The organism is Staphylococcus ratti (assembly GCF_020883535.1).
GTDB lineage: Bacteria > Bacillota > Bacilli > Staphylococcales > Staphylococcaceae > Staphylococcus > Staphylococcus ratti.
Window position 1 is genome coordinate 606,173 of the sequence record NZ_CP086654.1, and the last position, 24,665, is coordinate 630,837.

Genomic DNA, 24,665 nt, shown 5'->3' on the forward strand with positions numbered 1-24,665 from the left:
ATTTAACTCTTGAAAGGAGGCAACAAACTATGACATTGTCAGATCCAATTGCAGATATGTTAACTCGTGTAAGAAACGCAAACATGGTGCGTCACGAAAAATTAGAATTACCTGCATCAAACATTAAAAAAGAAATCGCTGAAATCCTTAAAAAAGAAGGTTTCATTAAAAACGTTGAATATATCGAAGACGATAAACAAGGTGTTATTCGTTTATTCTTAAAATACGGTTCAAATAATGAACGCGTTATTACAGGTTTAAAACGTATTTCTAAGCCAGGTTTACGTGTTTACGCTAAAGCGAACGAAGTACCTAAAGTATTAAACGGTTTAGGTATCGCATTAGTTTCTACTTCAGAAGGTGTTATCACTGACAAAGAAGCTAGAAAACGTAATGTTGGTGGCGAAGTATTAGCTTACATTTGGTAATAATTAATTAAATAAGGAGGTGCCATAGCATGAGCCGTGTTGGTAAAAAAATTATCGAGATCCCAAGTGACGTTACTGTAACTATCGAAGGTAATACAGTAAAAGTTAAAGGACCTAAAGGTGAATTATCACAAACACTTAACGAAGAAATGACTTACAAACAAGAAGAAAACACACTTGAAGTTGTTAGACCATCAGATTCTAAAGAACATAGAACTATTCATGGTACAACTCGTGCGTTAATTAATAATATGGTACAAGGTGTATCACAAGGATACGTTAAAGGACTTGAACTTATCGGTGTTGGTTACCGTGCACAAGTACAAGGTTCTAAACTTGTACTAAACGTAGGTTATTCTCACCCAGTTGAAATCGAAGCTGCTGAAGGTATCACTTTCTCAGTAGAAAAAAATACAACTGTAAAAGTTGAAGGTATCGACAAAGAATTAGTAGGTGCTACAGCATCGAAAATTCGTGATGTACGTCCACCAGAACCTTATAAAGGTAAAGGTATCCGTTACCAAGGTGAATATATACGTCGTAAAGAAGGTAAAACTGGTAAATAATAAATAAACTCTAGAGAAAGGAGTATTGACATGATCAGCAAAATTGATAAAAACAAAGTACGTTTAAAAAGACATGCACGTGTTCGTACGAAATTGTCAGGTACTAGCGAAAAGCCACGTCTAAACGTATATCGTTCAAACAAGCACATTTATGCACAAATTATTGATGATGTTAAAGGTGTAACATTAGTTCAAGCTTCTACTAAAGATAGCGATATTGATACATCAGCAACTAAAGTTGAAATGGCAACTAAAGTTGGTGAAGCGATTGCTAAAAAAGCAAGCGAAAAAGGAATCGAAGCAGTTGTATTTGATCGTGGAGGATACTTATTCCACGGACGTGTTAAAGCGTTAGCAGATGCAGCTCGCGAAAATGGACTTCAATTTTAATTTAAAGGAGGGACAATATAAATGGCTCGTAGAGAAGAAGAAGTTAAAGAATTTGAAGAACGCGTTGTTACGATTAACCGTGTTGCAAAAGTTGTTAAAGGTGGACGTCGTTTCCGTTTCACAGCACTTGTAGTTGTAGGAGACAAAAATGGTCGCGTTGGTTTCGGTACTGGTAAAGCTCAAGAGGTACCTGAAGCAATTAAAAAAGCTGTTGAAGCTGCGAAGAAAGATCTTATCACAGTTCCACGTGTTGAAGGTACAACACCTCACACAATCACTGGACGTTACGGTTCAGGAAGTGTATTCATGAAACCAGCTGCTCCTGGTACAGGGGTTATCGCAGGTGGACCAGTTCGTGCCGTATTAGAACTTGCAGGTATCACTGATATCTTAAGTAAGTCTTTAGGTTCAAACACGCCTATTAACATGGTACGCGCAACAATTGACGGTTTACAAAACTTAAAAAATGCTGAAGACGTTGCCCGTTTACGTGGTAAATCAGTAGAAGAATTATATAATTAAGGAGGGAAACATTTAAAATGGCTAAAATTCAAATTACCCTCACTCGAAGCGTTATTGGACGTCCAGAAACACAACGTAAAACAGTTGAAGCTTTAGGTTTGAAAAAATTAAACTCTTCTGTAATTGTTGAAGATAACGATGCGATTCGTGGACAAATTAACAAAGTAAGTCACTTAGTAACAGTAGAAGAAAAATAATCAAGGAGGTGCTCGAATGAAATTACATGAGTTAAAACCATCAGAAGGTTCACGTAAAGTACGTAACCGTGTAGGTCGTGGTGCGGCTACTGGTAACGGTAAAACAAGTGGTCGTGGTCAAAAAGGTCAAAAAGCACGTTCAGGTGGTGGCGTAAGACCAGGTTTCGAAGGTGGACAATTACCTTTATTCCGTCGTATTCCTAAACGTGGTTTCACTAACATTAACCGTAAAGAATATGCTATTGTTAACTTAGACCAACTTAACAAATTCGAAGATGGTACTGAGGTTACACCTGAATTATTAATTGAATCAGGCGTAGTTAAAAGTGAAAAATCTGGCATTAAAGTATTAGGTAATGGTTCATTAGAAAAGAAATTGACTGTTAAAGCACACAAATTCTCAGCTTCTGCTAAAGATGCTATTGAAGCGAAAGGCGGAGCTCACGAGGTGATCTAATGTTTCACACGCTTGTGAATTTCTTTAAAACAAAAGAAGTTCGTAACAAGATTTTCTTTACACTTGCAATGTTAGTGATTTTCAAAATTGGTACGTATATTCCAGCACCTGGAGTTAATCCAGCAGCATTTGATAATCAACAAGGTTCTCAAGGCGTCACTGATTTGTTAAATACATTTGGTGGCGGGGCCTTGAAGAACTTTTCCATTTTCGCAATGGGGATTATGCCTTACATTACTGCTTCCATTGTGATGCAATTATTACAAATGGATATTGTTCCAAAGTTTACAGAATGGGCGAAACAAGGTGAAGTCGGACGCAAGAAGTTAAATAACATCACACGTTATTTCACGATTGTACTTGCTTTCATTCAATCCATCGGTATGTCTTATCAATTTAATTCATATTTAGGTGGTTCTTTGATTCAGACACAAAACGTTTGGTCATATCTATTAATTGCAGTTGTACTAACAACAGGTACGGCATTCTTAATGTGGTTAGGTGAGCAAATTACGCAATATGGTGTAGGTAATGGTATTTCCATTATCATTTTTGCAGGTATCTTATCAACGTTACCATCAGCTTTAATGCAATTCTATCAACAAGAATTCGTTGGACAAGATGATGTAACGTTAGCTTGGTTAAAAGTAATCGGCTTAATTATCGGTATGATTTTACTGACAGTAGGTGCGGTTTTCGTATTACAAGCTATCCGTAAAATACCGATTCAATATGCAAAAAAACAATCTAATATGCGTCTTGGTTCACAGGCAACATATTTACCATTAAAAGTGAATTCTGCAGGGGTAATTCCTGTCATTTTCGCAATGGCATTCTTCTTATTACCTAGAACATTAACATTGTTCTTCCCTAAAGCAGATTGGGCGCAAAAAATCGGTAACTATGCTGACCCATCAAATAACATGGGAATGGTTGTGTATGTAATACTTATTATTGCATTCACATATTTCTATGCGTTTGTACAAGTTAACCCAGAAAAAATGTCAGACAACCTGAAAAAGCAAGGTAGCTATGTTCCTGGGATTCGTCCTGGTGAACAGACGAAAAAATATATTACTAAGGTCTTATATCGATTAACTTTTGTAGGTTCTATTTTCTTAGCAGTGATTGCGATTCTTCCAATAATTGCAACGAAATTTATGAACTTGCCTCAAGCGATTCAACTGGGTGGTACAAGCTTACTCATCGTTATTGGTGTTGCTATCGAAACGATGAAAAGTTTAGAAGCACAAGTGAATGAAAAAGAATATAAAGGCTTTGGTAGACGATAATTCATAGGAGGGCATTTATGAATATTATCTTAATGGGATTACCTGGTGCTGGTAAAGGAACTCAAGCGAGTGAAATTATTAAAAAGTACCCAATTCCACATATTTCTACGGGGGATATGTTTAGAAAAGCGATTAAAGATGAAACCGAACTTGGTAAAGAAGCTAAATCGTATATGGACCGTGGGGAATTAGTACCAGACGAAGTTACAGTAGGCATTGTAAAGGAACGTATCTCTGAAGACGATGCTAAAAAAGGTTTCTTGCTAGACGGCTTTCCTCGTACAATCGAACAAGCTGAAGCTTTAAATACGATTTTAGAAGACCTTGGAAGAGAAATCGATGCGGTTGTGAACATTGATGTGCCGGAAGAGGAATTGATGAATCGTCTAACAGGCCGTCGCATTTGCGAAATTTGCGGCACAACGTATCATCTTGTTTTCAATCCTCCTAAGGTTGAAGGTACATGTGATCTTGAAGGTGGCAAACTTTATCAGCGTGAAGACGACAACCCTGAAACAGTTGCTAACCGTTTAGATGTGAATATTAAACAATCTAAACCAATTTTAGATTTCTATAGCCAAAAAGGCGTTCTTAAAAATATTGACGGTTCCAAAAATATTAATGAAGTTACAGAAGACGTCATTTCTATTTTAGAATCTTTAAAATAATAACGACTTGGTTTAAAGTGTTTGACTTTACACGTCGTTAACTTTGAAACTGTAATCAAAATTCCGTGACAAGTCTTATAACGATACGCTTTGACAATGTAAACCAAGCCAACTATTATCTCGTTGATATACTAAGATCCTTACAACTGAAAAGGAGGCGTTAATTCATGGCAAAACAAGATGTTATCGAACTTGAAGGTACAGTATTAGATACTTTACCCAACGCAATGTTTAAAGTAGAATTAGAAAATGGTCACGAAATCCTGGCTCATGTAAGTGGCAAGATTCGTATGAACTATATTCGTATTCTACCTGGCGATAAAGTAACAGTAGAAATGTCTCCGTATGATTTAACACGCGGAAGAATCACATATCGTTATAAATAATTGTCACTCCATCATTGAAGGAGGTATAAAAAATGAAAGTAAGACCATCAGTTAAACCGATTTGCGAAAAATGTAAAGTCATTAAACGTAAAGGTAAAGTTATGGTAATTTGTGAAAACCCTAAACACAAACAAAAACAAGGTTAATTAAAAGAGAGGTGTAAATAATATGGCACGTATTGCAGGAATTGATATCCCACGTGATAAACGCGTAGTAATCTCATTAACATATATCTACGGTATCGGTAAAACATCAGCAAAAGAAATCTTATCTGAAGCAAACGTTTCAGAAGACACTCGTGTAAAAGATTTAACTGACGACGAGTTAGGCCGCATCCGTGAAGTTGTAGATGGCTACAAAGTTGAAGGTGACTTACGTCGTGAAACGAACTTAAACATCAAACGTTTAATGGAAATTTCATCATACCGTGGTATCCGTCACCGTCGTGGTTTACCAGTAAATGGTCAAAAAACTAAAAACAATGCGCGTACGCGTAAAGGCCCAGTTAAAACTGTAGCTAACAAGAAAAAATAATAGGTAAAGGAGGCAAATTAATCTATGGCACGTAAACAAGTATCACGTAAACGTAGAGTGAAAAAGAATATTGAAAACGGTGTTGCTCACATCCGTTCTACTTTCAATAATACAATCGTAACTATTACAGATGAATTCGGAAATGCTTTATCATGGTCATCTGCAGGTGCATTAGGTTTCAAAGGTTCTAAGAAATCTACACCATTCGCAGCACAAATGGCTTCAGAAACAGCTTCAAAAGCTGCAATGGAACACGGTTTAAAATCAGTTGAAGTAACTGTAAAAGGCCCTGGTCCAGGTCGTGAATCAGCGATCCGTGCATTACAATCAGCAGGTTTAGAAGTAACAGCGATTAAAGACGTTACTCCAGTTCCACATAATGGTTGCCGTCCACCAAAACGTCGTCGCGTATAATTAAATTTTTGTTTTGTCACAACTCACTTAACACTGAAAATTTATAGTTTATGCAAGTCGACGTACTTAAGGAGGATATGTAAATGATAGAAATCGAGAAACCTAGAATTGAAACAATTGAAGTTAGTGATGATGCTAAATTCGGTAAGTTTGTTGTTGAACCACTTGAGCGTGGTTACGGTACTACACTAGGAAACTCCTTACGTCGTATCCTACTATCATCATTACCAGGTGCGGCTGTGAAATATATCGAAATCGAAGGTGTTTTACACGAATTCTCAGCGATTGATAATGTTGTAGAAGATGTTTCTACGATTATCATGAATATTAAAAAGCTTGCGCTTAATATTTACTCTGAAGAAGAAAAAACATTAGAAATCGATATTAAAGAAGAAGGCGAAGTAACTGCGAAAGATATCACACACGACAGTGACGTTGAAATCTTAAATCCTGACCTTAAAATTGCCACTGTATCTGAAGGTGGACATTTCAAAATGCGTTTAGTCGCTAATAAGGGACGTGGATATGCATTAGCTGATCAAAATAACTCTAGTGATTTACCAATCGGTGTTATCCCAGTAGATTCATTATATTCACCAGTTGAACGTGTGAATTATACTGTTGAGAACACACGTGTAGGTCAAAGTTCTGACTTCGACAAGTTGACGTTAGACGTATGGACTGATGGTTCAATCACACCACAAGAGGCCGTATCATTAGCTGCTAAAATTATGACTGAGCATTTAAATATCTTTGTCGGTTTAACTGACCAAGCTCAAAATGCTGAAATCATGATTGTAAAAGAAGAAGATCAAAAAGAAAAAGTATTAGAAATGTCTATCGAAGAATTAGACTTATCTGTACGTTCTTATAACTGTCTAAAACGTGCTGGTATTAACTCAGTACAAGAACTCGCTGACAAATCAGAGGCTGATATGATGAAAGTGCGTAACTTAGGTCGCAAGTCTCTTGAAGAAGTTAAATACAAATTAGAAGACTTAGGTTTAGGTCTAAGAAAAGAAGATTGATAAAGGAGGTTAACTCATGGGTTACAGAAAATTAGGTCGTACTTCAGATCAACGTAAAGCAATGTTACGTGACTTAGCAACTTCACTTATCGTTAATGAGCGTATTGAAACAACAGAAGCACGTGCGAAAGAACTTCGTAGCGTAGTTGAAAAATTGATCACTTTAGGTAAAAAAGGTGACTTAGCTTCTCGTCGTAACGCTGCTAAAACATTACGTAATGTAGAAATCTTAAACGAAGATGAAACGACACAAACAGCATTACAAAAATTATTCGGTGAAATCGCTGAACGTTACCAAGAACGTCAAGGTGGTTACACTCGTATTCTTAAAGTTGCACCACGTAAAGGTGACGGTGCGTTAACAGTAATTATCGAATTAGTTTAATAAATACACACTACTACATTTAAAGCATATGAGTGCAACGATAATGTTTGCCACATACAAATATTGTCTAGCTCAAAGTACCCCATCTAACTAAATATTGACGACAAAGCGTGAACTCAATTTAGATGGGGTGCGCGCTTTTTTATTGGAAGTCGCATTTGATGCGAAAGGCTAAAAAATGTCATAACGGGCGCATCCACACTGTGGAGACGCCCTTTTTAATTTGTTGCTATGTAGGCTAAATACTGGTGTCTTCCACAATCTAATGATGAGAAAGCCATATTTTATAATTTGAAAATAATAGTGAGCATCATCATGAATGTATGTCAACACTGAAACATAGTCGGTATACAATACATATTTTATTCGGTAAAATAGGATAGAAGTCAAAAAAGTGAGGAATTATCATGCAACCGATCATTGAATTTAAAAATGTTTCATTTAAATACGATACTGCCGAACAGCCTACATTAAAAGAGATTTGTTTTTCGGTTTTCCCTGGAGAGTGGGTATCGATTGTAGGTCACAATGGCTCTGGTAAGTCTACTTTAACAAAATTAATAGCCGGTATTGAAACTGAATTTGATGGTCAATTAATGATTAACGGAGCATCTGTGAAAACAGAAGAACATTCGGCTTTTCGCCAACGAATCGGTGTCGTGTTTCAAAATCCTGAAAATCAATTTGTCGGTTCTATTGTAAAATACGATGTCGCATTCGGCTTAGAAAATAAACGTTTATCTTATGAGGAAATGCATGAAATTGTTCCGAAAGTGCTTAAAGATGTAGACATGTTTGACAAACAAAATCATGAACCTACAGCTTTATCAGGTGGACAAAAACAACGTGTAGCCATAGCAGGCGTGTTAGCACTTAATCCTAAATTGATTATTTTAGATGAAGCCACATCTATGCTAGACCCTGAAGGCAAAGCAGAGATATTGAAGATGATTAAGAAATTGAACCACGAATGGGGAGTTACTGTACTTTCTATTACACATGATTTAAGTGAAGTCGTGGATTCCAATCGCGTGATTGTAATGAATGAAGGAGCTGTTGCATTACAAGGGGAAGTTGGGACGATATTTAAAGAAGTCAACACTTTAAAAGCAATCGGCTTAGATTTACCTTTTGAAATGCGAATAGCTCAAAAATTACAACTTGAAACGCATCTATTAACTTATGACGCATTAGTGGAGCGATTATTATGATTCATTTTAACGAGGTGTCTTATACTTATCAACAACATACACCTTATGCTTATCAAGCATTGAACCTTGTGACGACTTCTTTTGAAGAAGGACGCTACTACGCAGTTATTGGTAAAACGGGTTCTGGTAAATCAACATTACTTCAACATTTAAATGGGTTGTTAAAACCTTCGCGGGGCACTATGCAAATCGTAGATGTGAAAATCAATCGTAAAACGAAAGATCGTGCATTAAAAGAGATACGCCAACGTATTGGTATGGTTTTTCAATTTCCAGAATCACAATTATTTGAAGAAACGGTAGAAAAAGAAATCTTATTTGGCCCTAAAAATTTCAATCAAGATAGGACAAAAGCATTAGAAAAAGCAAAAACGTATTTAAACATGATGGGGGTTAATCCCGATACGTTACTTCCTGCATCGCCATTCCTATTATCTGGGGGGCAAATGCGCAAAGTAGCCATTACAGCTATTTTAGCAAGTGATCCAGACATTTTAGTATTGGACGAACCTACAGCAGGACTTGATCCAAGAAGTAAACAACAAGTGATGGCACTTATTCAACATTTAAATAAAAAAGAAGGAAAGACCGTCATTTTAGTTACACATGAAATGAACGATGTGGCACAATATGCTGACGAAATCAAAGTAATGAAGAAAGGTCGTATTGTCGCTTCATACGCACCGGAACATTTTTTTGAGCAAGAGGCGCTAGTTAAATCCTTACATTTAGATTTACCGGACACAGTACGATTACAACGTGATTTAGAACAGCGCTCAGGTGTACCATTTGAAGGTATTGCATTAACTGAAGAAAGCTTTGTGTCATTGTATAAAAAGTGGGGTGGACGCCGTGAAAGATAAGATGATTATCGGGCGATATTTACCTTTGAATTCAATCGTCCACCGCATCGATCCACGGGCTAAATTTTTATTTGTATTTTTGTTTATTATCATTATCTTTTTTAGCCATCATTGGTTTGCATATTTATGGCTTGGTATTATTTTATACAGCTTTATAAAGCTGGCACGTCTACCGTTGTTTTTCTTATTAAAAGGGCTAACCCCTATTTTTCTATTTCTCGCTTTTACTTTTGTGATGCATATGTTTATCACTAAAGGTGGCGTACGGTTATTTGAGGGGGGCATTGTATCTATTGATAGCCATGGATTAAATGAAGGTGCACTTATTGTTCTACGTCTGACATTTATTATGGTCACATCAACGATTCTTACATTAACGACAAGTCCTTTAGAATTAACAGCCGCTTTTGAAAGACTGTTTAAACCGTTGAAATACATTAAGGTTCCAGTAGCAGTTTTAAGTATGATGATGTCTATTGCATTGCGGTTTATCCCAACTTTAATGGAAGAATTAGATAAAATTATGATGTCACAAAAGTCGCGAGGTTCTGATTTTAATTCAGGGTCACTATTTCATCGTATAAAAGCGTTTATTCCATTATTTATTCCGCTATTTATTTCGGCGTTTAAACGTGCTGAAGATTTAGCGATTGCAATGGAAGTAAGAGGATATGATACACACCTTGAGCGTACAAGCTTTCGACGTTTAGAATGGCATTGGCGAGATACGATAACACTAATATTGTTAATTCCAATTGGTATAGGTGTTTATTTTATTCGAACATATTTATAGCAGAGAAAGGTTGTCAGTGATGCAACGTGTACTTGTAAAAATAAGTTATCATGGTGGCCAATTTCTTGGTTTTCAAATTCAAAATCAAGGGCGCACTGTGCAAGGATATTTCGAAAAAATTTTAAAACGTATGCATAAGCATGACGTGCGTATACATCCTTCAAGTCGAACAGATCGAGGTGTACACGCTTTAGAACAGTATTTTCATTTTGATACAAAGTTGAATATTTCGCCATCACAGTGGCAGTATGCGATGAATCGTGCGTTACCTCAAGATATTTACGTTCACGAGGTTACATTTATCGATGAAGATTTTCATTGTCGCTATGATTGTGTAGGAAAATCCTATCGCTATGCCATTTATCAAGCACCTCATAGAAACCCTTTTCAAGCACAATTGAAAACGTACCTTGCGGATGACCTTGATATTGAGAAAATGAATCAAGCAGCAGAGCAGTTTTTGGGTACACATGATTTTACGAGTTTTTGTTCTCAAAAAACTGAAGTTGAAAGCAAAGAGCGTACAATTTATGAAAGTCGTGTCATTCGGACAGAAGAAGGTTTAGATTTTATCATTTCTGGCTCGGGTTTTTTATATAATATGGTGCGTGTCATCATGGCATTTTTAATCGAAGTCGGAAGAGGCAAACGCTCGGCTAGTGATGTCATACAATTGTTAGAAGCAAAAGATCGTAATCTTGTTCCTCATACAGCACCAGCTGAAGGATTGTATTTAGAAAAAATCTATTTATCAGCAGATGAATTGGTCAAAAAATTTGGCGAGAACATTACAATTCATCAGAAAAAATCATTATAAAATTCAATGAAACACATTGACAATAACAGGCAAAAATTATATCATAGTTAACGGTATTGTTTTATATCACCCCACGATAAGCCCCGGAAACTTATTGTGTTACAAGATATAGAAGCAGGACAGGTCAACAGTTAACGGAATAAATCAAGTCGTTCACAGTTGTGTACGAAAACTGGTTGAAATCACGCTTAGAACATTTATTCACTAGGAGGACAATTAATATGCGTCAAACATTTATGGCAAATGAATCAAACATTGAGCGCAAATGGTATGTTGTTGATGCGGAAGGCCAAACATTAGGTCGTTTATCATCAGAAGTAGCATCTATCTTACGCGGTAAAAATAAAGTAACTTATACACCACACGTTGATACAGGTGATTATGTAATCATTATCAACGCTGAAAAAATCCAATTCACTGGTAATAAAGAACAAGATAAAATTTACTACAGACACTCAAATCACCCAGGTGGTTTAAAATCAATCACTGCTGGTGAGTTAAAACGTACAAACCCAGAACGTTTATTAGAGAACTCAATCAAAGGTATGTTACCAAGTTCACGTTTAGGTGAAAAACAAGGTAAAAAATTATTCGTTTATCGTGGCGCTGAACATCCACACGCTGCACAACAACCAGAAAACTACGAGTTACGTGGTTAATTAGAAGGAGGAAATGACATTGGCACAAGTTGAATATAGAGGCACAGGCCGTCGTAAAAACTCAGTAGCACGTGTACGTTTAGTACCAGGTGAAGGTAACATTAAAGTTAACGATCGTGACGTACGTGACTACTTACCATTCGAATCATTAATCTTAGACTTAAACCAACCATTTGACGTTACTGAAACAAAAGGTAACTATGACGTATTAGTTAACGTTCACGGTGGCGGTTTCACTGGACAAGCTCAAGCTATCCGTCACGGTATTGCACGTGCGTTATTAGAAGCAGATCCTGAATACAGAGGTTCTTTAAAACGCGCTGGATTACTTACGCGTGACCCACGTATGAAAGAACGTAAAAAACCAGGTCTTAAAAAAGCACGTCGTTCACCACAATTCTCAAAACGTTAATATCATTGTTATATCAACGTTTACAGCACTTCTCGAAATTATTCGAGAGGTGCTTTTTTATATGGTTTTTGCATGAATAATACCCCGCTAGTACCCCTGGACTTAATAAGTTCATATTATATATTAAAAATTTATGTGATTTTGTAATTTTTCAGCTAACTTTTCTGTTGATGATTGAGTAATGTGCGTATAAATGTCCATTGTCGTATTTATATCACTATGACCTAATCTAGTTTGTACTTCTTTAAGTGTTGCACCTGATTCAAACAATAATGAAGCATGTGTATGCCTGAAGCCATGTACGTGTATCTTACGAAGATCTGAATGACGTTTAAAGAATGCCTCTAATTTGTCATTAGGTGTCGATACACGCATGTACTTCATTTCATTTAGTCTAGTATGGTAAGTTGAAAAAATAGGTTGCTCTTTATCGCTAGCGACTGAAAAACCGTATTCCTCATATTGAAGTTTTTGTTCTTCTTTCCACTGTAAAAGTTTACTGATGGTTTGATTATCAATATCTATCCATCTTTGTGACTCACGTGTTTTAGGTGGTTGTAATACATGTTTATTGTTTACTTTTGCTAGAGTCTTTTTAACGTATAAATCTTTATTAACAAAGTTTATATCAGACCAATGTAAGGCAAGCACTTCACCTTTTCGATACCATCGCCACTAAGTATCCACTTGTGTTTTATTTCTAATATTTAATGCGTTCATAATTTCTTTTGTCGTAAACCCAGCTACTTTCATTTCAACTACTTTATATTTTGTTTCTACTGAATAAGCCACTCTTTTCATAGAAAAAACACCTCCGTAGGATTCATTTTAATATGAATTCAACGAAAGTGTTTTTATATTATTCCCAATATTTGGGGTCAGCTCAATGGTTTAATGATTGTTTTGATTCATTCAAAGGTGACGAAGCTTATATTAAAATGTCGAAGTCATGGATTATAGAACTATCAGAACTAACAGCTTATAACAATTCAAATATTGAAAGAATTAAACAAGTATTAACATCAACTACTGATACTTATCGTGACAAATATGCAGGAGAAAGCAAAGGACATATTAGAGATTGTATTTTTTCGGAACAACAAATGAAGAAACTTTTTTAAAAGATGAAACAGGAAATAGAAGATTTATTCCAATTAGAGTAGGTGTAAATAAAAATAAAAAATTTAATATCCACGACTTAACTCAGGAAATTGTGGATCAGGTTTGGGCAGAAGCTAAAGAATATTTTTTGAAGGAGAGACAAATCATTTATCAGAAGAAGAAAAAAGTATTTAGAAGAGTACCAAAAAGATTTTAAAGAAATTGATGAACTTGAAAATGAGATAGCAAGATATTTAATAATGAGAGTTCCATTAAATTGGGATTATTTATCGCTTGAAGAAAAAAGAAAGCATATAAAAGATTATGATGAAGTGACACATGAACTGAAATATTTAGTAAGAAGAGAAAAAGTTTCTGCTAAAGAAATTAGAGAAGTAATGTTGAAAGATGATCGATTTAAAAATAAAACTTATACTCAAAAGGTCAACCTAAGACTAAAAAAACTGTTAAATAGAACGACTACAGAAAAAGTTCATTATAAAAAATATTATGGACAGCAGAGAGGTTTCTATATTACTGAAGAAGACATTTTAAGATTGGAAAGAGAATATAAAATTTAACTTTCTAAAATTATTGTCCCAGTTGTCCCGAAATTTGGGACAAACGGGACAAAAAATTGAAAACTTATTTTTTAAAAACATGAGCATAAGGAAAAACGACATCACTTATTATTTTGACAGTGTCAAAATGTGATGAACTCGGTAGTGCCGAGTTGTTTTTCTAAATACCTAAGACACAGCAAGCATGTGAAGAAAATATAATTAGAATATATGTACGGTGCTAAAGAGTATACAGCATAAATAAATATACCGAATAAAGCAGTATACGCTTATTATCTGTATAAATAGATAGGAGATGTAGTCATGAATAGAAAAATAATTAGAATTAGTGACCCATTAATTGAATACTTAATCAAAGAAATCAGTGATGATAAAAATATTTCTGAGAATAAATTAATCAATATCATATTAGAGAGGGCATTAATACATCAAAGATTTGATACGAAAGAACAAGAAGTTGAAGATCTTTTGAGAAATGTTGCAACAAGTAATAATAAATTAATTGAAGTAATTGAAAGACAGACGGAAGCAATTAACGATTATACAAATGAAATTAAGAAATTGTTGGAGGTATAAGTATGGGAAGAAAAAGAACGTGGTATGTTGATGATATTCTTGATAAAGAGTTACACAGAATAAAAACTGAACATAATTTTAGAAGTATGAACGAAGTGTTTAGATATTTAGTTTTTGAAAAAAAGAATGGAAATGAACTAGAAAGCTCTATAAAAAAATTAAATATTATGGATAAAAATATTTGTATCTTAATTGAAATGATGACGATGCAATTAGATACTCATGGATTAGTTCCTAACTTTTCATACACAGAAAATTTGTCCACTTCTTATAATGCTGCTTAACAATTAGTAGAAAATGCAATAGAAGATAAAATGAGACTGAAAGCAGAAAATGAGTATTTTAATATTTAGGTTTAGTCATGAAAATGAATTACTGTATGATTAATGTAATAATAAAGTGAGGGATTTTAATGAAGAAAATAATAAGAAATATAGCAAAGTGTAAAATTTGCGATGATGTAATTGAATCAAAGCACACACATGATTATGTTATGTGTAAATGTGGTGCAATTTTTTAGATGGTGGTACAGAGTATCAAAGGTACGGATGGTGGCCAGAGAAAGCAGAGGGGAAAAGTAGAGATGAAATAATTGATCTTAGTTTGTCATAGTATGAAAAAGAATAAAATGAAAATATGTGACATATAGAAGTGTTAAGAATTATAAGTTTGAACAATACTTTCTGAAAAACAGATAATGATTAAAAAAACTGACTTTCAATAGTCAGTTTTTTATTTTTATTGATGTCTTTCTATGTGATAATTAAATAAAGATGTTTACGGAGGTATGACATGGAAAAATAAGAAAATTACAATGCATCTAGTTTTGATGATTTAATTAGACAAATTAATGAAACAGCACAAGATGTACAAAGAGAACGTGGAACACTTTTTTAAAGATTAGTATTAGCATATTTGAAAAATGAACCTACATATAGAAGTTTGTATAAAAATGTATGGTTACTAAAAGATGTCCCGTCAGAATATAATATTTCTAAAAAAGATTTAGGTGCGGATTTAGTTGCAGAGCAACAAAATGGTGACTTAGTGGCTATACAAGCGAAATTTAATAAAGGAAAAATAGGTAAAAGTGAAATTAATTCTTTCGTCGCAGAACTTGGTTTAACATATTATGCAAGAGGTTTAATCATTTCAACTGTTGATGAGTGGAATAGCAATGCGAGAGAGACAATAGATAAGAATGCAAAAGGAATAGAGATAATTGGTTTATCAGATTTGAGAAATTCACAAATTAATTGGGCTGATTTCAGTTTTGAGAGACCTGAACAAACGACGGTTAAACAACCTAAATCATTACGTCCGTATCAACTTGATGCTCTTGAGTGTGCTGTTAGTTACTTTAAAACTAAAAATCGTGGACAATTAATCATGGCTCCAGGAACAGGTAAAACATTCACAAGTTTAAAAATAGCTGAAGCCTTATCTAAACAAACAGATAAACAATTTAAAGTACTTTACTTAGTACCAAGTATTCAACTCCTTACACAAACATTAAGAGGATGGAATAACGATACTGAATACACGATGACGAGTATGGCAGTTACTTCAGATAGAGATGCTTCTAGAAATGATGATGGTACTGAAGATATTAAAGCAACAGATATAGGATATCCAGCAACGACTTCAAAAGATCAGTTGCTTAAAAACTGGAATGACGTTCAAGAAAAAGAATCAAATACTGAATTATTTGTAGTATTTAGTACTTATCTAAGTATTGAAGTTATCGGCAAAGCTCAAAAAGAAGGTTTTACAGAGTTTGATTTAATTATTTCGGATGAAGCACATCGAACTACGGGGGCACATGAAATGAATAAAGATGCTAGTGTATTTACAAAAGTTCATGATAATGAAAATGTAAAAGGAAACCTACGCATGTATCAAACAGCAACACCTAAGATTTATGGTGATAATGCTAAGAAGAATGCAAAAGATAAAAGTATCTTACTTTCTTCAATGGATGATGAATCAAAATATGGTGAAGTTATTTATCGCATGGGATTTGGACAAGCAGTATCACGTGGCATATTAACGGATTATAAAGTGATGGTTTTGGCAATAGATGAAACAGCAATTCAAAGAGATATGCAACGAACATTAGCTGATCCTGAAAATGGTTTAAATATAGATGATGTTGGTAGAATCGTAGGTATTTGGAAGGGTATGATGCGTAGAAATGGATATAAAAATCCAATTAAAAATAGCCCTTATGATGGTGCGCCATTAGAGAGCACCATTGCATTTACCAGAACAATTGAAGATTCTAAAAAAGTATCACATCAGTTTGAAGAAGTTGTTAATGAATATATTGGTGCGGATATTGAAGAACAATCTAAAAAGCTATCAATGAGACACGCAGATGGAACAATGAATGCATTACAAAAAGGTGAATTATTGGTTTGGTTAGCAGATCCAAATAAATCATCTGATGAAGCACGAATAGTTTCAAACGTACGATTCTTAACAGAAGGTATAGATGTACCGACATTAGATGCTGTTATCTTCTTAGCACCTAAAAAATCTCAAGTTGATATTGTATAAGCAGTTGGGCGTATTATGCGTAAATCTGAAAGTAAAGATTATGGCTATATCATATTACCTATAGTTATCCGAGCAGGTGAAAAACCTGAGACGATACTAGATAATAATAAAAACTATGAAGCAGTATGGCAAATAATAAATGCCTTACGCTCTGTTGATGAACGTTTCGAAGCAATGGTTGATAAAATTAATATAGCTAAGCCGAAACAGTTGAAAGTTATTGGGGTTGGAGGTGCACCTAATAAAGAAAACGATTTGGAAGATAATATTGGGAATACAGATATCCCAAACCCTAAAGAGTTTGAAGAAACTCAATTAGAATTTCAATGGGATAAGTACGAGCAAGCGATATTCGGAAAAATCGTAGAAAAAGTAGGGAATCGTAAATATTTAGAGAACTGGTCTGCTGATGTAGCAAAGATAGCTCAAAGACAGATTAGTTGGATAAAAACTAAGCTAGAAGATAAGAAAGATCCAATTTCAATTGAATTTAAAAAGTTTGTATCTTCTCTGCAACATAATATCAATGAAAGTATAGATGAAAGCCAAGCTACTGAAATGTTATCACAACATTTAATTACAAAACCTATTTTTGAAGCGTTGTTCAGTGAGTATAGTTTCGTAAATAATAATCCAGTATCTTCTGCCATGGAAACTATCGTAATAGAATTAGAAAAAGCCGGTTTTTCAAAGGAACAAGAGAATCTTGCACCTTATTTAAGTAACAATAATATTCACAATCACTTCATTATTAGTGGTGAAAATAAAGAATATTATTGAAAATTCTAATTTCAACAATAAATAATAGCTAATATAATCATGTATTAAGCATTTTTGTCTTAATCATTTTCAAATGCTGCCATAATATTTGAAAAGGAGTTTATTTAGTAAGTTCATAAAATGAGATGATATAAGAGGGATGACGATGAACAATAAATTTATAAGTAAAAGGGTAATATTTTCAAGAGATGATAGTAATAAATATTATAAAGATAAAAAAGAACTTCTAGACAATGATAAACTCATAAATGAGGACATATTCAATAGACTTATTGCTAATGAAATTTTTACTTTTATGGGTCCTTTTGATAATATAGTACTTTTAGTTGGAGCTGGAGCTTCAGTAGTAGGGAACAAAGATGAAAATTATGGATATACTGTTGATATGTTAGGTAAAGAGATCAAGCGTCAATTAAAAGATCCTAATCATTTCACCTTAGATGATCTAATTTTGATGTGCAAATACAATCAAAATTCAGAAGATGATTTTAATTTAGAAGATTTTCTATCTCAATTACAATCATTTTTTCCATTTGTATCAGAAAAAGACAAATTAAAGTTTGATGCTTCGTTTAATAAAATAATAGAAATTATCAAAGAAAAAACATCTTATGACTATGATGAAAGTAAGTTTAAGCATGGAATTTTAATTAATCAGCTAACAAACTTACATAAATCTCCAAATCGTCTGTCAGTGGTAACTACGAACTATGATATTGTAGTTGAAGAAAGCGCATATAGTTTAAACTATACAGTATTTGATGGATTTTCTTTTGCGCATAAACCTATTTTTGATGTAGATATGTTTGAATGGTATTTATCTAAGCCAATAACGGAAGTAAAATCACAAAAAGAATCTTATAAAAAAAACGTAATGAATTTATTGAAAATTCACGGATCATTAACTTGGGAAAGACAAAATAATAATATTATTAGAAAAAATAAGGGAGAAGTTAATAATCCAATAATGATTTTTCCTAGTTCAAATAAATACATGCAGAGCTATGAGAAACCTTATTTTGATTTATTTACAAAATTCCAATCTTTACTTCGTAAATCAAATACTGTTCTTATCACCTCAGGATTTAGTTTTGCAGACAATCATATTTCTCAAATGATTATTCAAGCAATAAAGACAAATCCAAGTTTAATATTATTAGTTACAGACTATATTATTGAACCAGAACATCCTAATGAAAACTGGGAAGAACTATTAAAATTAATGAACAGTGACTACAATATCTCATTTCTTCAAGCTACAATGAATGGTGATTTAACACTATTCTTCTCAAGGGGTGAAAATAGTGATTGATATGCTATATACAGATAATGATAAAAATAATTATTATTTAGGAATGATTTCACAGGTTTATAAAGATACCAGTGTCGTTCAAATTGAAAACCTTTCATGGTTAAAATTTAAAAAACTTCGGAAAGAGTTAATTATACCAAATACAATAAATTATTTAGTTATAGTTGAATCAGTGTCAAATTTATTTTTAGGAGAAGTTTATCAATCAAAAATCCCAAATTCAGATAGTGTTCATAATGCATTATTAAATAATATATCGGAAAAAATTTATCCTGAGTTAAGTATAGATTTAATAGGTGTGTTGTCTAGTGATAGTAATAAATTTAAACTGCCGGGTTTTTCTAATGTAGGATTGACAGATAGAGTTTACTTTGCAAATAAAAGAATAATAGAAATTTATTTACAATCCATAGAACTTAGATCAAAATATGCAGATAGTACCGATAGTAAGTTGAAATCGTTCGCAAAATTTTCAAACGCACCATCTGAAGAAGTTTCTCTTTATTCAAGTACTTTATTTGATAGACATCTTATGTCAATTGGCACTACAAATAGTGGTAAGTCTACCTCATCATTATCTATTCTAGATAAACTAATTAATAACAATAAAAAATTATTAATAATAGATCCTACCGGGGAATACTCTGATTCATTTGATGAAAATCAAAATATAAAAAATCTAAGCTTAGGTATAGATACAGTTGTAGATGCAGGTAGATTAACATTTAGTCAATGGGCTACACTATTTGAAACAAATGATTCAAGTCAACCTGCTGTTTTAGCTGATGCAATAAAAAGTCTGCGTTATCAGAAAAAAAGGGGTATTAACGAAACATATATAAAGGTTGGGAAAACTCCTATTGATGTAGAAAATGACCTTTCAAAGTTAAGCGTGGAAGATACATCTTTTGAGTTGTCATTACTTTCTAGTCAGATTACTGAAGAGGCAGTTGAACTTGATAAGTTAATGAAAAAATATATTACTGGATCATTTCAATTTAATCAAAAACAATGGCTAGTTCAGAAAATTGATTATAAATTAACTAACACTAATTTATTGAAATTTTTCTCTCAAAAAACTGATGGAAAATTCGATTTGATTGAAGAAATTGATAAATTTTTAAATAATACAGATAATCATAGTTTATATATTAATGCTTCTACTATTGGTGTAAGTGATAGTATTGGGGGAACGATAATAGATTTAATTAGTACATATATAATTGACAAAAAGCCAAAAAATAATATAGCATTTGTCATGTACATTGATGAAGTTCATCGCTATTCCAAAGTTAATGATGAGAATAATTTTCAATTTGGTTTAACAAATATTGCACGTGAAGGAAGAAAAAAAGGTATTTTTTTATTTTTAACCACTCAAAATCCCCATGATGTTCCAAAAGAACTATTAGGTCAAATCGGAACGCTTTTAGTTCACAGACTTACTCATAAAAACGAAATAGAAGTTATAAAGAACCATTTGTCAGATCAATCAATTAGACAAATAAAAAAACTCAATCAAGGTGAAGCTATACTTACAAGTATAAATCTAATTAGAGATATCCAAATAGAAATAATAAAAAGTAATAGAATACATGCAAATTCAACACCCACTTTATAATAATTTAAAAGTGGGTGAAATTAAAATTCAGCTCTTTTTTTATAATATTTCAAAATAATATTCAAAGTATATTGATAATTTGATTTAGAAAGGAAGATAATTATTAAAAGAATAGATATTTATAATAAATCAAAATTATTAAGAACTTTTATTACTAGTGATGAGAATCCTATAAGTGATGCAGATGGAAAATTAGAAGTTAATTTAGAAAAGTATGAGGATCTTAGTTCACTATACGACATAATAAAAGAAGTTATTTTTGATATTGATGATGATGAACCAGTTACTTATTTAATAACTTACACTATAAATGATACATACAATAGATTAGCGTTAGTAAATACATTAAAAGGAATATATATTAATGAGGATGATTTCCTAGCAGAGTTACTAATGTATATTGCGCATGACATACCTGTCTATCCAAATACCCAAGATTTAGAACCTATATTAATAAACTATTATCGAAAAATATATAATAATGATATTATATTTCCTGAAGATAATATTAAATACAGATTTACAGATACGTTTCTGTTAAATGATCAAACTTCCTTAGAACTCAAAATGCCTAATAGAGCTCTATCATATGGAGAGACACAGTTGTTGAAAGATATTTTACAAGACAAAATCAAACGCTATGATAGAGCTTATTTATTATTGAACAACTTATATGAAGCTATTCAAAAGTTAGAAAATATTTTGAAGCAAGATGTGAGAAATGAAAATGATATACAAAAATGTATTAGTGAATATCCTATTTTATTTGGAACAGAATATGTGGAAGTGATGCCGAAACATAAACTCGGTGGTGAGTATGAAACCGATTATGTTTTAAAAAGAAATAATGGTTTATATGATGTTATAGAATTAGAAGCCAGTACACATAAGTTGTATACAAAAGATGGTAATCCTTCGAGCAAACTAACCCATGCAGAGCAACAAATATATGATTGGTTAGAATGGATAGAACATAATAATTCATATGCAAGAGAAACATTAAAAGAATTTTATACACCCACTGGTTACATTATAATTGGTCGAAGTAAAGATCTTTCAGAAAAAGATAGAAGAAGGTTAAGAAGACGTAACATCATTTTAAAAAATTCATTGTTAATACTGACTTATGACGATTTATTAGAACGGGCCAAAAATTTACATAATCTTTTAACAATGAATAATTAATTTACTTAATTTTTACCACCGGCCAGCAGTTTATTTAGTTACCCTTTAGTTACCCCCAGTACATACAACCGTACGAAACCCTAAAGTTTTTTGAACGTAAAAAAACCAGGTCTTAAAAAAGCACGTCGTTCACCACAATTCTCAAAACGTTAATCGCAAGTTATATCAACGTTTACAGCACTTTCCAATTTACTTTGGAAGGTGCTTTTTTGTGTTGAATATTGGACAGTCTATAGAACCATACGGCACCTTAAGATTTTACGGCCTAGTTTTATGGAGAATTCATTTTAACTTTATCCGTGATGTTAGTTGTGACGTCTGTAATTTGTAAAGTAGCCATTAGACATGTAGAAGTGGGGCTGTAATTTTTAAATTAATAATTATAATAATCATTAATAGCGTATTTACTACGAATAAGGGGGTTATGATTTGAACCAATTACAATTGATTATTCCTGCATTTTTATGTATAGGTTTGGCGTTAGGTATATTGGTAGATAAAACAGGCGTAGGGCTTTTTATGGGACTTGGCCTAGGATTATTAACTTATGCACAATTAAAGACGAAGTATACTAATAAAGGCTAGTAGAGTTTGAAAGCGCACATATTTACAAATTTATTTTAGCGATATCCAGTAATAAAGATCGTACATTTTATACATATAAGAAGCGATTAAGAATTGTATTTTTCTTAATCGCTTCTTTAACTTTGCTGCTTTATAACCCATGTATGCCAAAGTAAATGATGTATACAATGATCCAAACGATGAGCCATATTATGATTTTAGTAGCGTGTTTGAGTTGTTTAAATATGTGATGTGATAAGTAATAAGCAAGTGTAGTTACAATGATAAACCTAAAAAGTCTTGCTGGTATAGAACAAATGATAAACATCCAAATTGTCATGTAGTGTGGTGCTGCATATGCAAATAACTTATAAGGTACTCCAAATAAAGGACCTGATATCAAGCCTATAAATGGATGACTATTCATAGCGTTAATAACGTGTTCAAGCATGTAAGTTTGTACAGAGGGTACACGCATAAGGATTTCTTCGACATAATCCGGGTGGTTTTGTGCAGTCATATAAACGACTGTGCCTCCTGCTAAGGCACCAAGCAAGGTAAGCAGTAATAGTCTAATTACAACTACTTTATTTTTTTGAGTTATTGCAATATATGTAAGTAAAACATCAGGAATAATGAAGAATACGGTTGCCTCAGCAAATCCCCATAAAAAAGCAAAAAATCCCACTCTATTCACCTCTAATAATTTTAATAATATCATTTTAACACAAAATGTTTTTGTCAATGTAAATAATACCATGTATAATTGTATTGAATAAAATAGCTTTTTTATGAGGTGCTTATTATGATTAGTATTTATGAGTTGAAACCAAAATTTCAAAAATTACTCATGCCTATTGTCGATCAATTACGGCATATGGGTGTAACACCGAATCAAGTGACGGTGAGTGCATTAATTTTATCTATCGCAACAGGTGGATGTATTGGTTTATTTTATGAGAATCATTGGGTCTATTTGTTAGTGCCTATTGTTATGTTTGTACGGATGGCATTAAATGCGATTGATGGCGTGATGGCTTCTAAATATCGTATGAAGTCTCATCTCGGAATGTTACTAAATGAACTAGGTGATGTCGTAAGTGATTTAGCTTTATTTTTACCGTTTGTATTAATTGTTCAAGATAAAGGCATATCTGTACTGTTATTTATTGGATTAGCTATCGTTAGTGAGATGGCGGGAAGTTTAGTACAAGTTATTGGTTCAAAAAGAAGATACGATGGTCCGATGGGGAAAAGCGATCGCGCCTTTTTAATTGGATTAGTTGCATTTTTAAGTGCATTGAATATTAACGTGACACCATGGATTCACATCATTTTATATATTGCGACATTATTGATTGTATGGAATACATATAAGCGTGTGACTAATGGTTTGAAAGGAGCTACGCATGAACCTAAATAAACTATCTTATGAAATGATTATCGTATTAATAGGGGTATTTGTTGTACTTGTAATTTCAACACTCATTAGTCAAATTCTCCTTAGGAAAAAGCCAAGTGAAGTGACAGAGAATATATGGATGCGGGTGAAGTCGTGGTGGGTGATGTGTATTATCTTCTCTTTAGCGCTCATTATACATCAAACCGTCTCCCTCATTTTTATGGCATTTTTATGTTTTATTGCTTTAAAAGAATATTTTTCTTTAATTCCAACGAATAGAAGTCATAGACTTGTCTACTTATGGGCTTATTTAACGATACCGGTTCAATTTATTCTTATTTACAACGGTTTTTATGGATTTTTTATCGTATTTATTCCAGTCTATATTTTCCTTCTTATCCCTATTCAAGCTTTAATTGTAGGTGAAACGAAAGGATTTTTACATTCGATGGCTACGATTCAATGGGGAATTATGTTTTTTGTTTTTGGTTTAAGTCATTTGGCTTATTTAATTGTATTGCCAGGGATAGATAGTACTGTTTCTGGAGCAAGTTTAGTTTTATTCTTAGTCATCCTTACGCAGGCGAATGATGTCTTTCAATATATTTCAGGAAAACTGTTTGGTAAACGCAAAATCATTCCAAAGGTAAGTCCGAATAAAACGTGGGCAGGCTTTATTGGTGGCGTTATTTTATCAACAGTGTTGGCATTAGTTTTAGGGCCACTACTTACACCATTTTCATTGTTAGGGATGATTGCATCTGGAGTGTACATTAGTATAAGTGGCTTTGTCGGCGATGTGAACATTTCCGCATTGAAACGAGATTTAAATATAAAAGATACTTCACAAGCCATACCTGGACATGGAGGCGTTTTAGATCGTGTAGATTCGTTAACATATACAGCGCCTTTATTCTTCCATTTTACGAGATTCTTTTATTTTTAGAAGGGCGGTAATAGGA

Annotated in this window: 34 protein-coding genes and 2 pseudogenes; 33 read left to right on the plus strand and 3 right to left on the minus strand. The window is 33.1% G+C overall.

Annotated elements, in window-relative coordinates:
• Window positions 1–29: 29 nt before the first annotated feature.
• The 20 genes from rpsH (at window position 30) to rpsI (ending at window position 12,022) form a co-directional block, all read left to right on the plus strand.
• Window positions 30–428, plus strand: coding sequence for a 30S ribosomal protein S8 (gene rpsH / locus LN051_RS02685; protein ID WP_037574781.1), 399 nt, complete (start codon window positions 30–32; stop codon window positions 426–428).
• Window positions 429–457: 29 nt separating this feature from the next.
• Window positions 458–994, plus strand: coding sequence for a 50S ribosomal protein L6 (gene rplF, locus LN051_RS02690; RefSeq protein WP_229293079.1), 537 nt, complete (start codon window positions 458–460; stop codon window positions 992–994).
• A 30-nt stretch (window positions 995–1,024) separates the two neighbouring features.
• The gene (gene rplR / locus LN051_RS02695) at window positions 1,025–1,384 is read left to right on the plus strand and encodes a 50S ribosomal protein L18 (protein ID WP_229293080.1); all 360 of its coding nucleotides are present in this window, start codon (window positions 1,025–1,027) and stop codon (window positions 1,382–1,384) included.
• 21 nt (window positions 1,385–1,405) lie between these two features.
• Window positions 1,406–1,906, plus strand: a complete 501-nt coding sequence (gene rpsE / locus LN051_RS02700) for a 30S ribosomal protein S5 (RefSeq protein ID WP_229293081.1) — start codon at window positions 1,406–1,408, stop codon at window positions 1,904–1,906.
• Window positions 1,907–1,923: 17 nt separating this feature from the next.
• Window positions 1,924–2,103 carry a 50S ribosomal protein L30 gene (rpmD, locus tag LN051_RS02705; RefSeq protein WP_229293082.1) on the plus strand — a complete coding sequence of 60 codons (180 nt, stop codon included), beginning with the start codon at window positions 1,924–1,926 and terminating at the stop codon, window positions 2,101–2,103.
• A gap of 16 nt (window positions 2,104–2,119) precedes the next feature.
• Window positions 2,120–2,560 (plus strand): 50S ribosomal protein L15, encoded by a 441-nt coding sequence (rplO, locus tag LN051_RS02710; RefSeq protein ID WP_037567130.1) that lies wholly within the window; start codon window positions 2,120–2,122, stop codon window positions 2,558–2,560.
• Window positions 2,560–3,852 carry a preprotein translocase subunit SecY gene (gene secY, locus LN051_RS02715; protein WP_229293083.1) on the plus strand — a complete coding sequence of 431 codons (1,293 nt, stop codon included), beginning with the start codon at window positions 2,560–2,562 and terminating at the stop codon, window positions 3,850–3,852. The genes rplO and secY overlap by 1 nt, the downstream gene beginning before the upstream one ends.
• Before the next feature lie 17 nt (window positions 3,853–3,869).
• Window positions 3,870–4,520 carry an adenylate kinase gene (locus LN051_RS02720; RefSeq protein WP_229293084.1) on the plus strand — a complete coding sequence of 217 codons (651 nt, stop codon included), beginning with the start codon at window positions 3,870–3,872 and terminating at the stop codon, window positions 4,518–4,520.
• A gap of 167 nt (window positions 4,521–4,687) precedes the next feature.
• Window positions 4,688–4,906 carry a translation initiation factor IF-1 gene (gene infA, locus LN051_RS02725; protein WP_001118443.1) on the plus strand — a complete coding sequence of 73 codons (219 nt, stop codon included), beginning with the start codon at window positions 4,688–4,690 and terminating at the stop codon, window positions 4,904–4,906.
• A 32-nt stretch (window positions 4,907–4,938) separates the two neighbouring features.
• Window positions 4,939–5,052: a 50S ribosomal protein L36 gene (gene rpmJ / locus LN051_RS02730; RefSeq protein ID WP_002509257.1), complete on the plus strand. Its 114-nt coding sequence runs from the start codon at window positions 4,939–4,941 to the stop codon at window positions 5,050–5,052.
• A 22-nt stretch (window positions 5,053–5,074) separates the two neighbouring features.
• Window positions 5,075–5,440, plus strand: a complete 366-nt coding sequence (rpsM, locus tag LN051_RS02735) for a 30S ribosomal protein S13 (RefSeq protein ID WP_229293085.1) — start codon at window positions 5,075–5,077, stop codon at window positions 5,438–5,440.
• 24 nt (window positions 5,441–5,464) lie between these two features.
• A complete protein-coding gene (gene rpsK / locus LN051_RS02740) occupies window positions 5,465–5,854 on the plus strand; it encodes a 30S ribosomal protein S11 (protein WP_014613235.1) in 390 nt (129 codons plus the stop codon).
• 83 nt (window positions 5,855–5,937) lie between these two features.
• Window positions 5,938–6,882 (plus strand): DNA-directed RNA polymerase subunit alpha, encoded by a 945-nt coding sequence (locus tag LN051_RS02745; RefSeq protein WP_229293086.1) that lies wholly within the window; start codon window positions 5,938–5,940, stop codon window positions 6,880–6,882.
• Window positions 6,883–6,898: 16 nt separating this feature from the next.
• On the plus strand, window positions 6,899–7,267 hold the full coding sequence (gene rplQ, locus LN051_RS02750; protein WP_229293087.1) for a 50S ribosomal protein L17: 369 nt from the start codon (window positions 6,899–6,901) through the stop codon (window positions 7,265–7,267).
• Window positions 7,268–7,674: 407 nt separating this feature from the next.
• Window positions 7,675–8,478, plus strand: coding sequence for an energy-coupling factor transporter ATPase (locus LN051_RS02755; protein WP_229293088.1), 804 nt, complete (start codon window positions 7,675–7,677; stop codon window positions 8,476–8,478).
• Complete coding sequence (locus LN051_RS02760; protein WP_229293089.1) at window positions 8,475–9,341, plus strand: energy-coupling factor transporter ATPase; 867 nt, start codon at window positions 8,475–8,477, stop codon at window positions 9,339–9,341. The genes LN051_RS02755 and LN051_RS02760 overlap by 4 nt, the downstream gene beginning before the upstream one ends.
• Complete coding sequence (locus LN051_RS02765; RefSeq protein WP_229293090.1) at window positions 9,331–10,134, plus strand: energy-coupling factor transporter transmembrane component T family protein; 804 nt, start codon at window positions 9,331–9,333, stop codon at window positions 10,132–10,134. The genes LN051_RS02760 and LN051_RS02765 overlap by 11 nt, the downstream gene beginning before the upstream one ends.
• 19 nt (window positions 10,135–10,153) lie before the next feature.
• Window positions 10,154–10,951 (plus strand): tRNA pseudouridine(38-40) synthase TruA, encoded by a 798-nt coding sequence (gene truA / locus LN051_RS02770; RefSeq protein WP_229293605.1) that lies wholly within the window; start codon window positions 10,154–10,156, stop codon window positions 10,949–10,951.
• 221 nt (window positions 10,952–11,172) lie between these two features.
• On the plus strand, window positions 11,173–11,610 hold the full coding sequence (gene rplM, locus LN051_RS02775; RefSeq protein ID WP_037574745.1) for a 50S ribosomal protein L13: 438 nt from the start codon (window positions 11,173–11,175) through the stop codon (window positions 11,608–11,610).
• Window positions 11,611–11,629: 19 nt separating this feature from the next.
• Window positions 11,630–12,022: a 30S ribosomal protein S9 gene (gene rpsI, locus LN051_RS02780; protein WP_002460040.1), complete on the plus strand. Its 393-nt coding sequence runs from the start codon at window positions 11,630–11,632 to the stop codon at window positions 12,020–12,022.
• A 123-nt stretch (window positions 12,023–12,145) separates the two neighbouring features.
• On the opposite strand, the gene LN051_RS02785 is transcribed toward rpsI, so the two are convergent.
• Window positions 12,146–12,673: a site-specific integrase gene (locus LN051_RS02785; RefSeq protein ID WP_229293091.1), complete on the minus strand. Its 528-nt coding sequence runs from the start codon at window positions 12,671–12,673 to the stop codon at window positions 12,146–12,148.
• A gap of 27 nt (window positions 12,674–12,700) precedes the next feature.
• A pseudogene (locus tag LN051_RS02790) lies at window positions 12,701–12,823 on the minus strand (IS3 family transposase); the annotation flags it as partial.
• A gap of 32 nt (window positions 12,824–12,855) precedes the next feature.
• Here LN051_RS02790 and LN051_RS11480 point away from each other — a divergent pair.
• From LN051_RS11480 to LN051_RS02840, 11 genes and pseudogenes are all read left to right on the plus strand, one after another.
• Window positions 12,856–13,340, plus strand: a pseudogene (locus LN051_RS11480) (VapE domain-containing protein).
• A 43-nt stretch (window positions 13,341–13,383) separates the two neighbouring features.
• On the plus strand, window positions 13,384–13,704 hold the full coding sequence (locus LN051_RS02800; protein ID WP_229293093.1) for a hypothetical protein: 321 nt from the start codon (window positions 13,384–13,386) through the stop codon (window positions 13,702–13,704).
• Window positions 13,705–14,007: 303 nt separating this feature from the next.
• Window positions 14,008–14,280 (plus strand): hypothetical protein, encoded by a 273-nt coding sequence (locus LN051_RS02805; RefSeq protein ID WP_229293094.1) that lies wholly within the window; start codon window positions 14,008–14,010, stop codon window positions 14,278–14,280.
• Between the two features lie 2 nt (window positions 14,281–14,282).
• The gene (locus LN051_RS02810; protein ID WP_229293095.1) at window positions 14,283–14,564 is read left to right on the plus strand and encodes a hypothetical protein; all 282 of its coding nucleotides are present in this window, start codon (window positions 14,283–14,285) and stop codon (window positions 14,562–14,564) included.
• A 128-nt stretch (window positions 14,565–14,692) separates the two neighbouring features.
• Window positions 14,693–14,800 carry a DUF7695 domain-containing protein gene (locus tag LN051_RS11485; protein WP_420853986.1) on the plus strand — a complete coding sequence of 36 codons (108 nt, stop codon included), beginning with the start codon at window positions 14,693–14,695 and terminating at the stop codon, window positions 14,798–14,800.
• A 395-nt stretch (window positions 14,801–15,195) separates the two neighbouring features.
• Complete coding sequence (locus tag LN051_RS02815) at window positions 15,196–16,839, plus strand: restriction endonuclease (protein WP_229293096.1); 1,644 nt, start codon at window positions 15,196–15,198, stop codon at window positions 16,837–16,839.
• Between the two features lie 15 nt (window positions 16,840–16,854).
• The gene (locus LN051_RS02820) at window positions 16,855–17,619 is read left to right on the plus strand and encodes a hypothetical protein (protein ID WP_229293097.1); all 765 of its coding nucleotides are present in this window, start codon (window positions 16,855–16,857) and stop codon (window positions 17,617–17,619) included.
• Between the two features lie 145 nt (window positions 17,620–17,764).
• Window positions 17,765–18,931: an SIR2 family protein gene (locus LN051_RS02825; RefSeq protein ID WP_229293098.1), complete on the plus strand. Its 1,167-nt coding sequence runs from the start codon at window positions 17,765–17,767 to the stop codon at window positions 18,929–18,931.
• Between the two features lies 1 nt (window position 18,932).
• Window positions 18,933–20,552 (plus strand): ATP-binding protein, encoded by a 1,620-nt coding sequence (locus tag LN051_RS02830; RefSeq protein ID WP_229293606.1) that lies wholly within the window; start codon window positions 18,933–18,935, stop codon window positions 20,550–20,552.
• 393 nt (window positions 20,553–20,945) lie between these two features.
• Window positions 20,946–21,737, plus strand: coding sequence for a Shedu anti-phage system protein SduA domain-containing protein (locus LN051_RS02835; protein ID WP_229293099.1), 792 nt, complete (start codon window positions 20,946–20,948; stop codon window positions 21,735–21,737).
• A 429-nt stretch (window positions 21,738–22,166) separates the two neighbouring features.
• Entirely contained in the window at window positions 22,167–22,322 is a 156-nt protein-coding gene (locus LN051_RS02840; protein ID WP_229293100.1) for a hypothetical protein, read from the plus strand.
• Window positions 22,323–22,452: 130 nt separating this feature from the next.
• Here the strand turns inward: LN051_RS02840 and LN051_RS02845 are convergent, their stop codons facing one another.
• Window positions 22,453–23,022, minus strand: a complete 570-nt coding sequence (locus LN051_RS02845) for a hypothetical protein (protein ID WP_229293101.1) — start codon at window positions 23,020–23,022, stop codon at window positions 22,453–22,455.
• 84 nt (window positions 23,023–23,106) lie between these two features.
• On the opposite strand from LN051_RS02845, the gene LN051_RS02850 reads away from it, so the two are divergent.
• Window positions 23,107–23,724, plus strand: coding sequence for a CDP-alcohol phosphatidyltransferase family protein (locus tag LN051_RS02850; protein WP_229293102.1), 618 nt, complete (start codon window positions 23,107–23,109; stop codon window positions 23,722–23,724).
• Window positions 23,711–24,649 (plus strand): phosphatidate cytidylyltransferase, encoded by a 939-nt coding sequence (locus tag LN051_RS02855; protein WP_229293103.1) that lies wholly within the window; start codon window positions 23,711–23,713, stop codon window positions 24,647–24,649. The genes LN051_RS02850 and LN051_RS02855 overlap by 14 nt, the downstream gene beginning before the upstream one ends.
• Window positions 24,650–24,665 lie beyond the last annotated feature (16 nt).

Bases quoted from the DNA above. Each gene is read 5' to 3' on its own strand.
- rpsH (WP_037574781.1), top strand. From the start codon at position 30: ATGACATTGTCAGATCCAATTGCAGATATGTTAACTCGTGTAAGAAAC.
- rplF (WP_229293079.1), top strand. From the start codon at position 458: ATGAGCCGTGTTGGTAAAAAAATTATCGAGATCCCAAGTGACGTTACT.
- rplR (WP_229293080.1), top strand. From the start codon at position 1,025: ATGATCAGCAAAATTGATAAAAACAAAGTACGTTTAAAAAGACATGCA.
- rpsE (WP_229293081.1), top strand. From the start codon at position 1,406: ATGGCTCGTAGAGAAGAAGAAGTTAAAGAATTTGAAGAACGCGTTGTT.
- rpmD (WP_229293082.1), top strand. From the start codon at position 1,924: ATGGCTAAAATTCAAATTACCCTCACTCGAAGCGTTATTGGACGTCCA.
- rplO (WP_037567130.1), top strand. From the start codon at position 2,120: ATGAAATTACATGAGTTAAAACCATCAGAAGGTTCACGTAAAGTACGT.
- secY (WP_229293083.1), top strand. From the start codon at position 2,560: ATGTTTCACACGCTTGTGAATTTCTTTAAAACAAAAGAAGTTCGTAAC.
- LN051_RS02720 (WP_229293084.1), top strand. From the start codon at position 3,870: ATGAATATTATCTTAATGGGATTACCTGGTGCTGGTAAAGGAACTCAA.
- infA (WP_001118443.1), top strand. From the start codon at position 4,688: ATGGCAAAACAAGATGTTATCGAACTTGAAGGTACAGTATTAGATACT.
- rpmJ (WP_002509257.1), top strand. From the start codon at position 4,939: ATGAAAGTAAGACCATCAGTTAAACCGATTTGCGAAAAATGTAAAGTC.
- rpsM (WP_229293085.1), top strand. From the start codon at position 5,075: ATGGCACGTATTGCAGGAATTGATATCCCACGTGATAAACGCGTAGTA.
- rpsK (WP_014613235.1), top strand. From the start codon at position 5,465: ATGGCACGTAAACAAGTATCACGTAAACGTAGAGTGAAAAAGAATATT.
- LN051_RS02745 (WP_229293086.1), top strand. From the start codon at position 5,938: ATGATAGAAATCGAGAAACCTAGAATTGAAACAATTGAAGTTAGTGAT.
- rplQ (WP_229293087.1), top strand. From the start codon at position 6,899: ATGGGTTACAGAAAATTAGGTCGTACTTCAGATCAACGTAAAGCAATG.
- LN051_RS02755 (WP_229293088.1), top strand. From the start codon at position 7,675: ATGCAACCGATCATTGAATTTAAAAATGTTTCATTTAAATACGATACT.
- LN051_RS02760 (WP_229293089.1), top strand. From the start codon at position 8,475: ATGATTCATTTTAACGAGGTGTCTTATACTTATCAACAACATACACCT.
- truA (WP_229293605.1), top strand. From the start codon at position 10,154: ATGCAACGTGTACTTGTAAAAATAAGTTATCATGGTGGCCAATTTCTT.
- rplM (WP_037574745.1), top strand. From the start codon at position 11,173: ATGCGTCAAACATTTATGGCAAATGAATCAAACATTGAGCGCAAATGG.
- LN051_RS02800 (WP_229293093.1), top strand. From the start codon at position 13,384: ATGAGAGTTCCATTAAATTGGGATTATTTATCGCTTGAAGAAAAAAGA.
- LN051_RS02805 (WP_229293094.1), top strand. From the start codon at position 14,008: ATGAATAGAAAAATAATTAGAATTAGTGACCCATTAATTGAATACTTA.
- LN051_RS02810 (WP_229293095.1), top strand. From the start codon at position 14,283: ATGGGAAGAAAAAGAACGTGGTATGTTGATGATATTCTTGATAAAGAG.
- LN051_RS11485 (WP_420853986.1), top strand. From the start codon at position 14,693: ATGAAGAAAATAATAAGAAATATAGCAAAGTGTAAAATTTGCGATGAT.
- LN051_RS02820 (WP_229293097.1), top strand. From the start codon at position 16,855: ATGCGTAAATCTGAAAGTAAAGATTATGGCTATATCATATTACCTATA.
- LN051_RS02825 (WP_229293098.1), top strand. From the start codon at position 17,765: ATGAACAATAAATTTATAAGTAAAAGGGTAATATTTTCAAGAGATGAT.
- LN051_RS02830 (WP_229293606.1), top strand. From the start codon at position 18,933: ATGCTATATACAGATAATGATAAAAATAATTATTATTTAGGAATGATT.
- LN051_RS02835 (WP_229293099.1), top strand. From the start codon at position 20,946: ATGTATATTGCGCATGACATACCTGTCTATCCAAATACCCAAGATTTA.
- LN051_RS02845 (WP_229293101.1), bottom strand. From the start codon at position 23,022: ATGATATTATTAAAATTATTAGAGGTGAATAGAGTGGGATTTTTTGCT.
- LN051_RS02850 (WP_229293102.1), top strand. From the start codon at position 23,107: ATGATTAGTATTTATGAGTTGAAACCAAAATTTCAAAAATTACTCATG.
- LN051_RS02855 (WP_229293103.1), top strand. From the start codon at position 23,711: ATGAACCTAAATAAACTATCTTATGAAATGATTATCGTATTAATAGGG.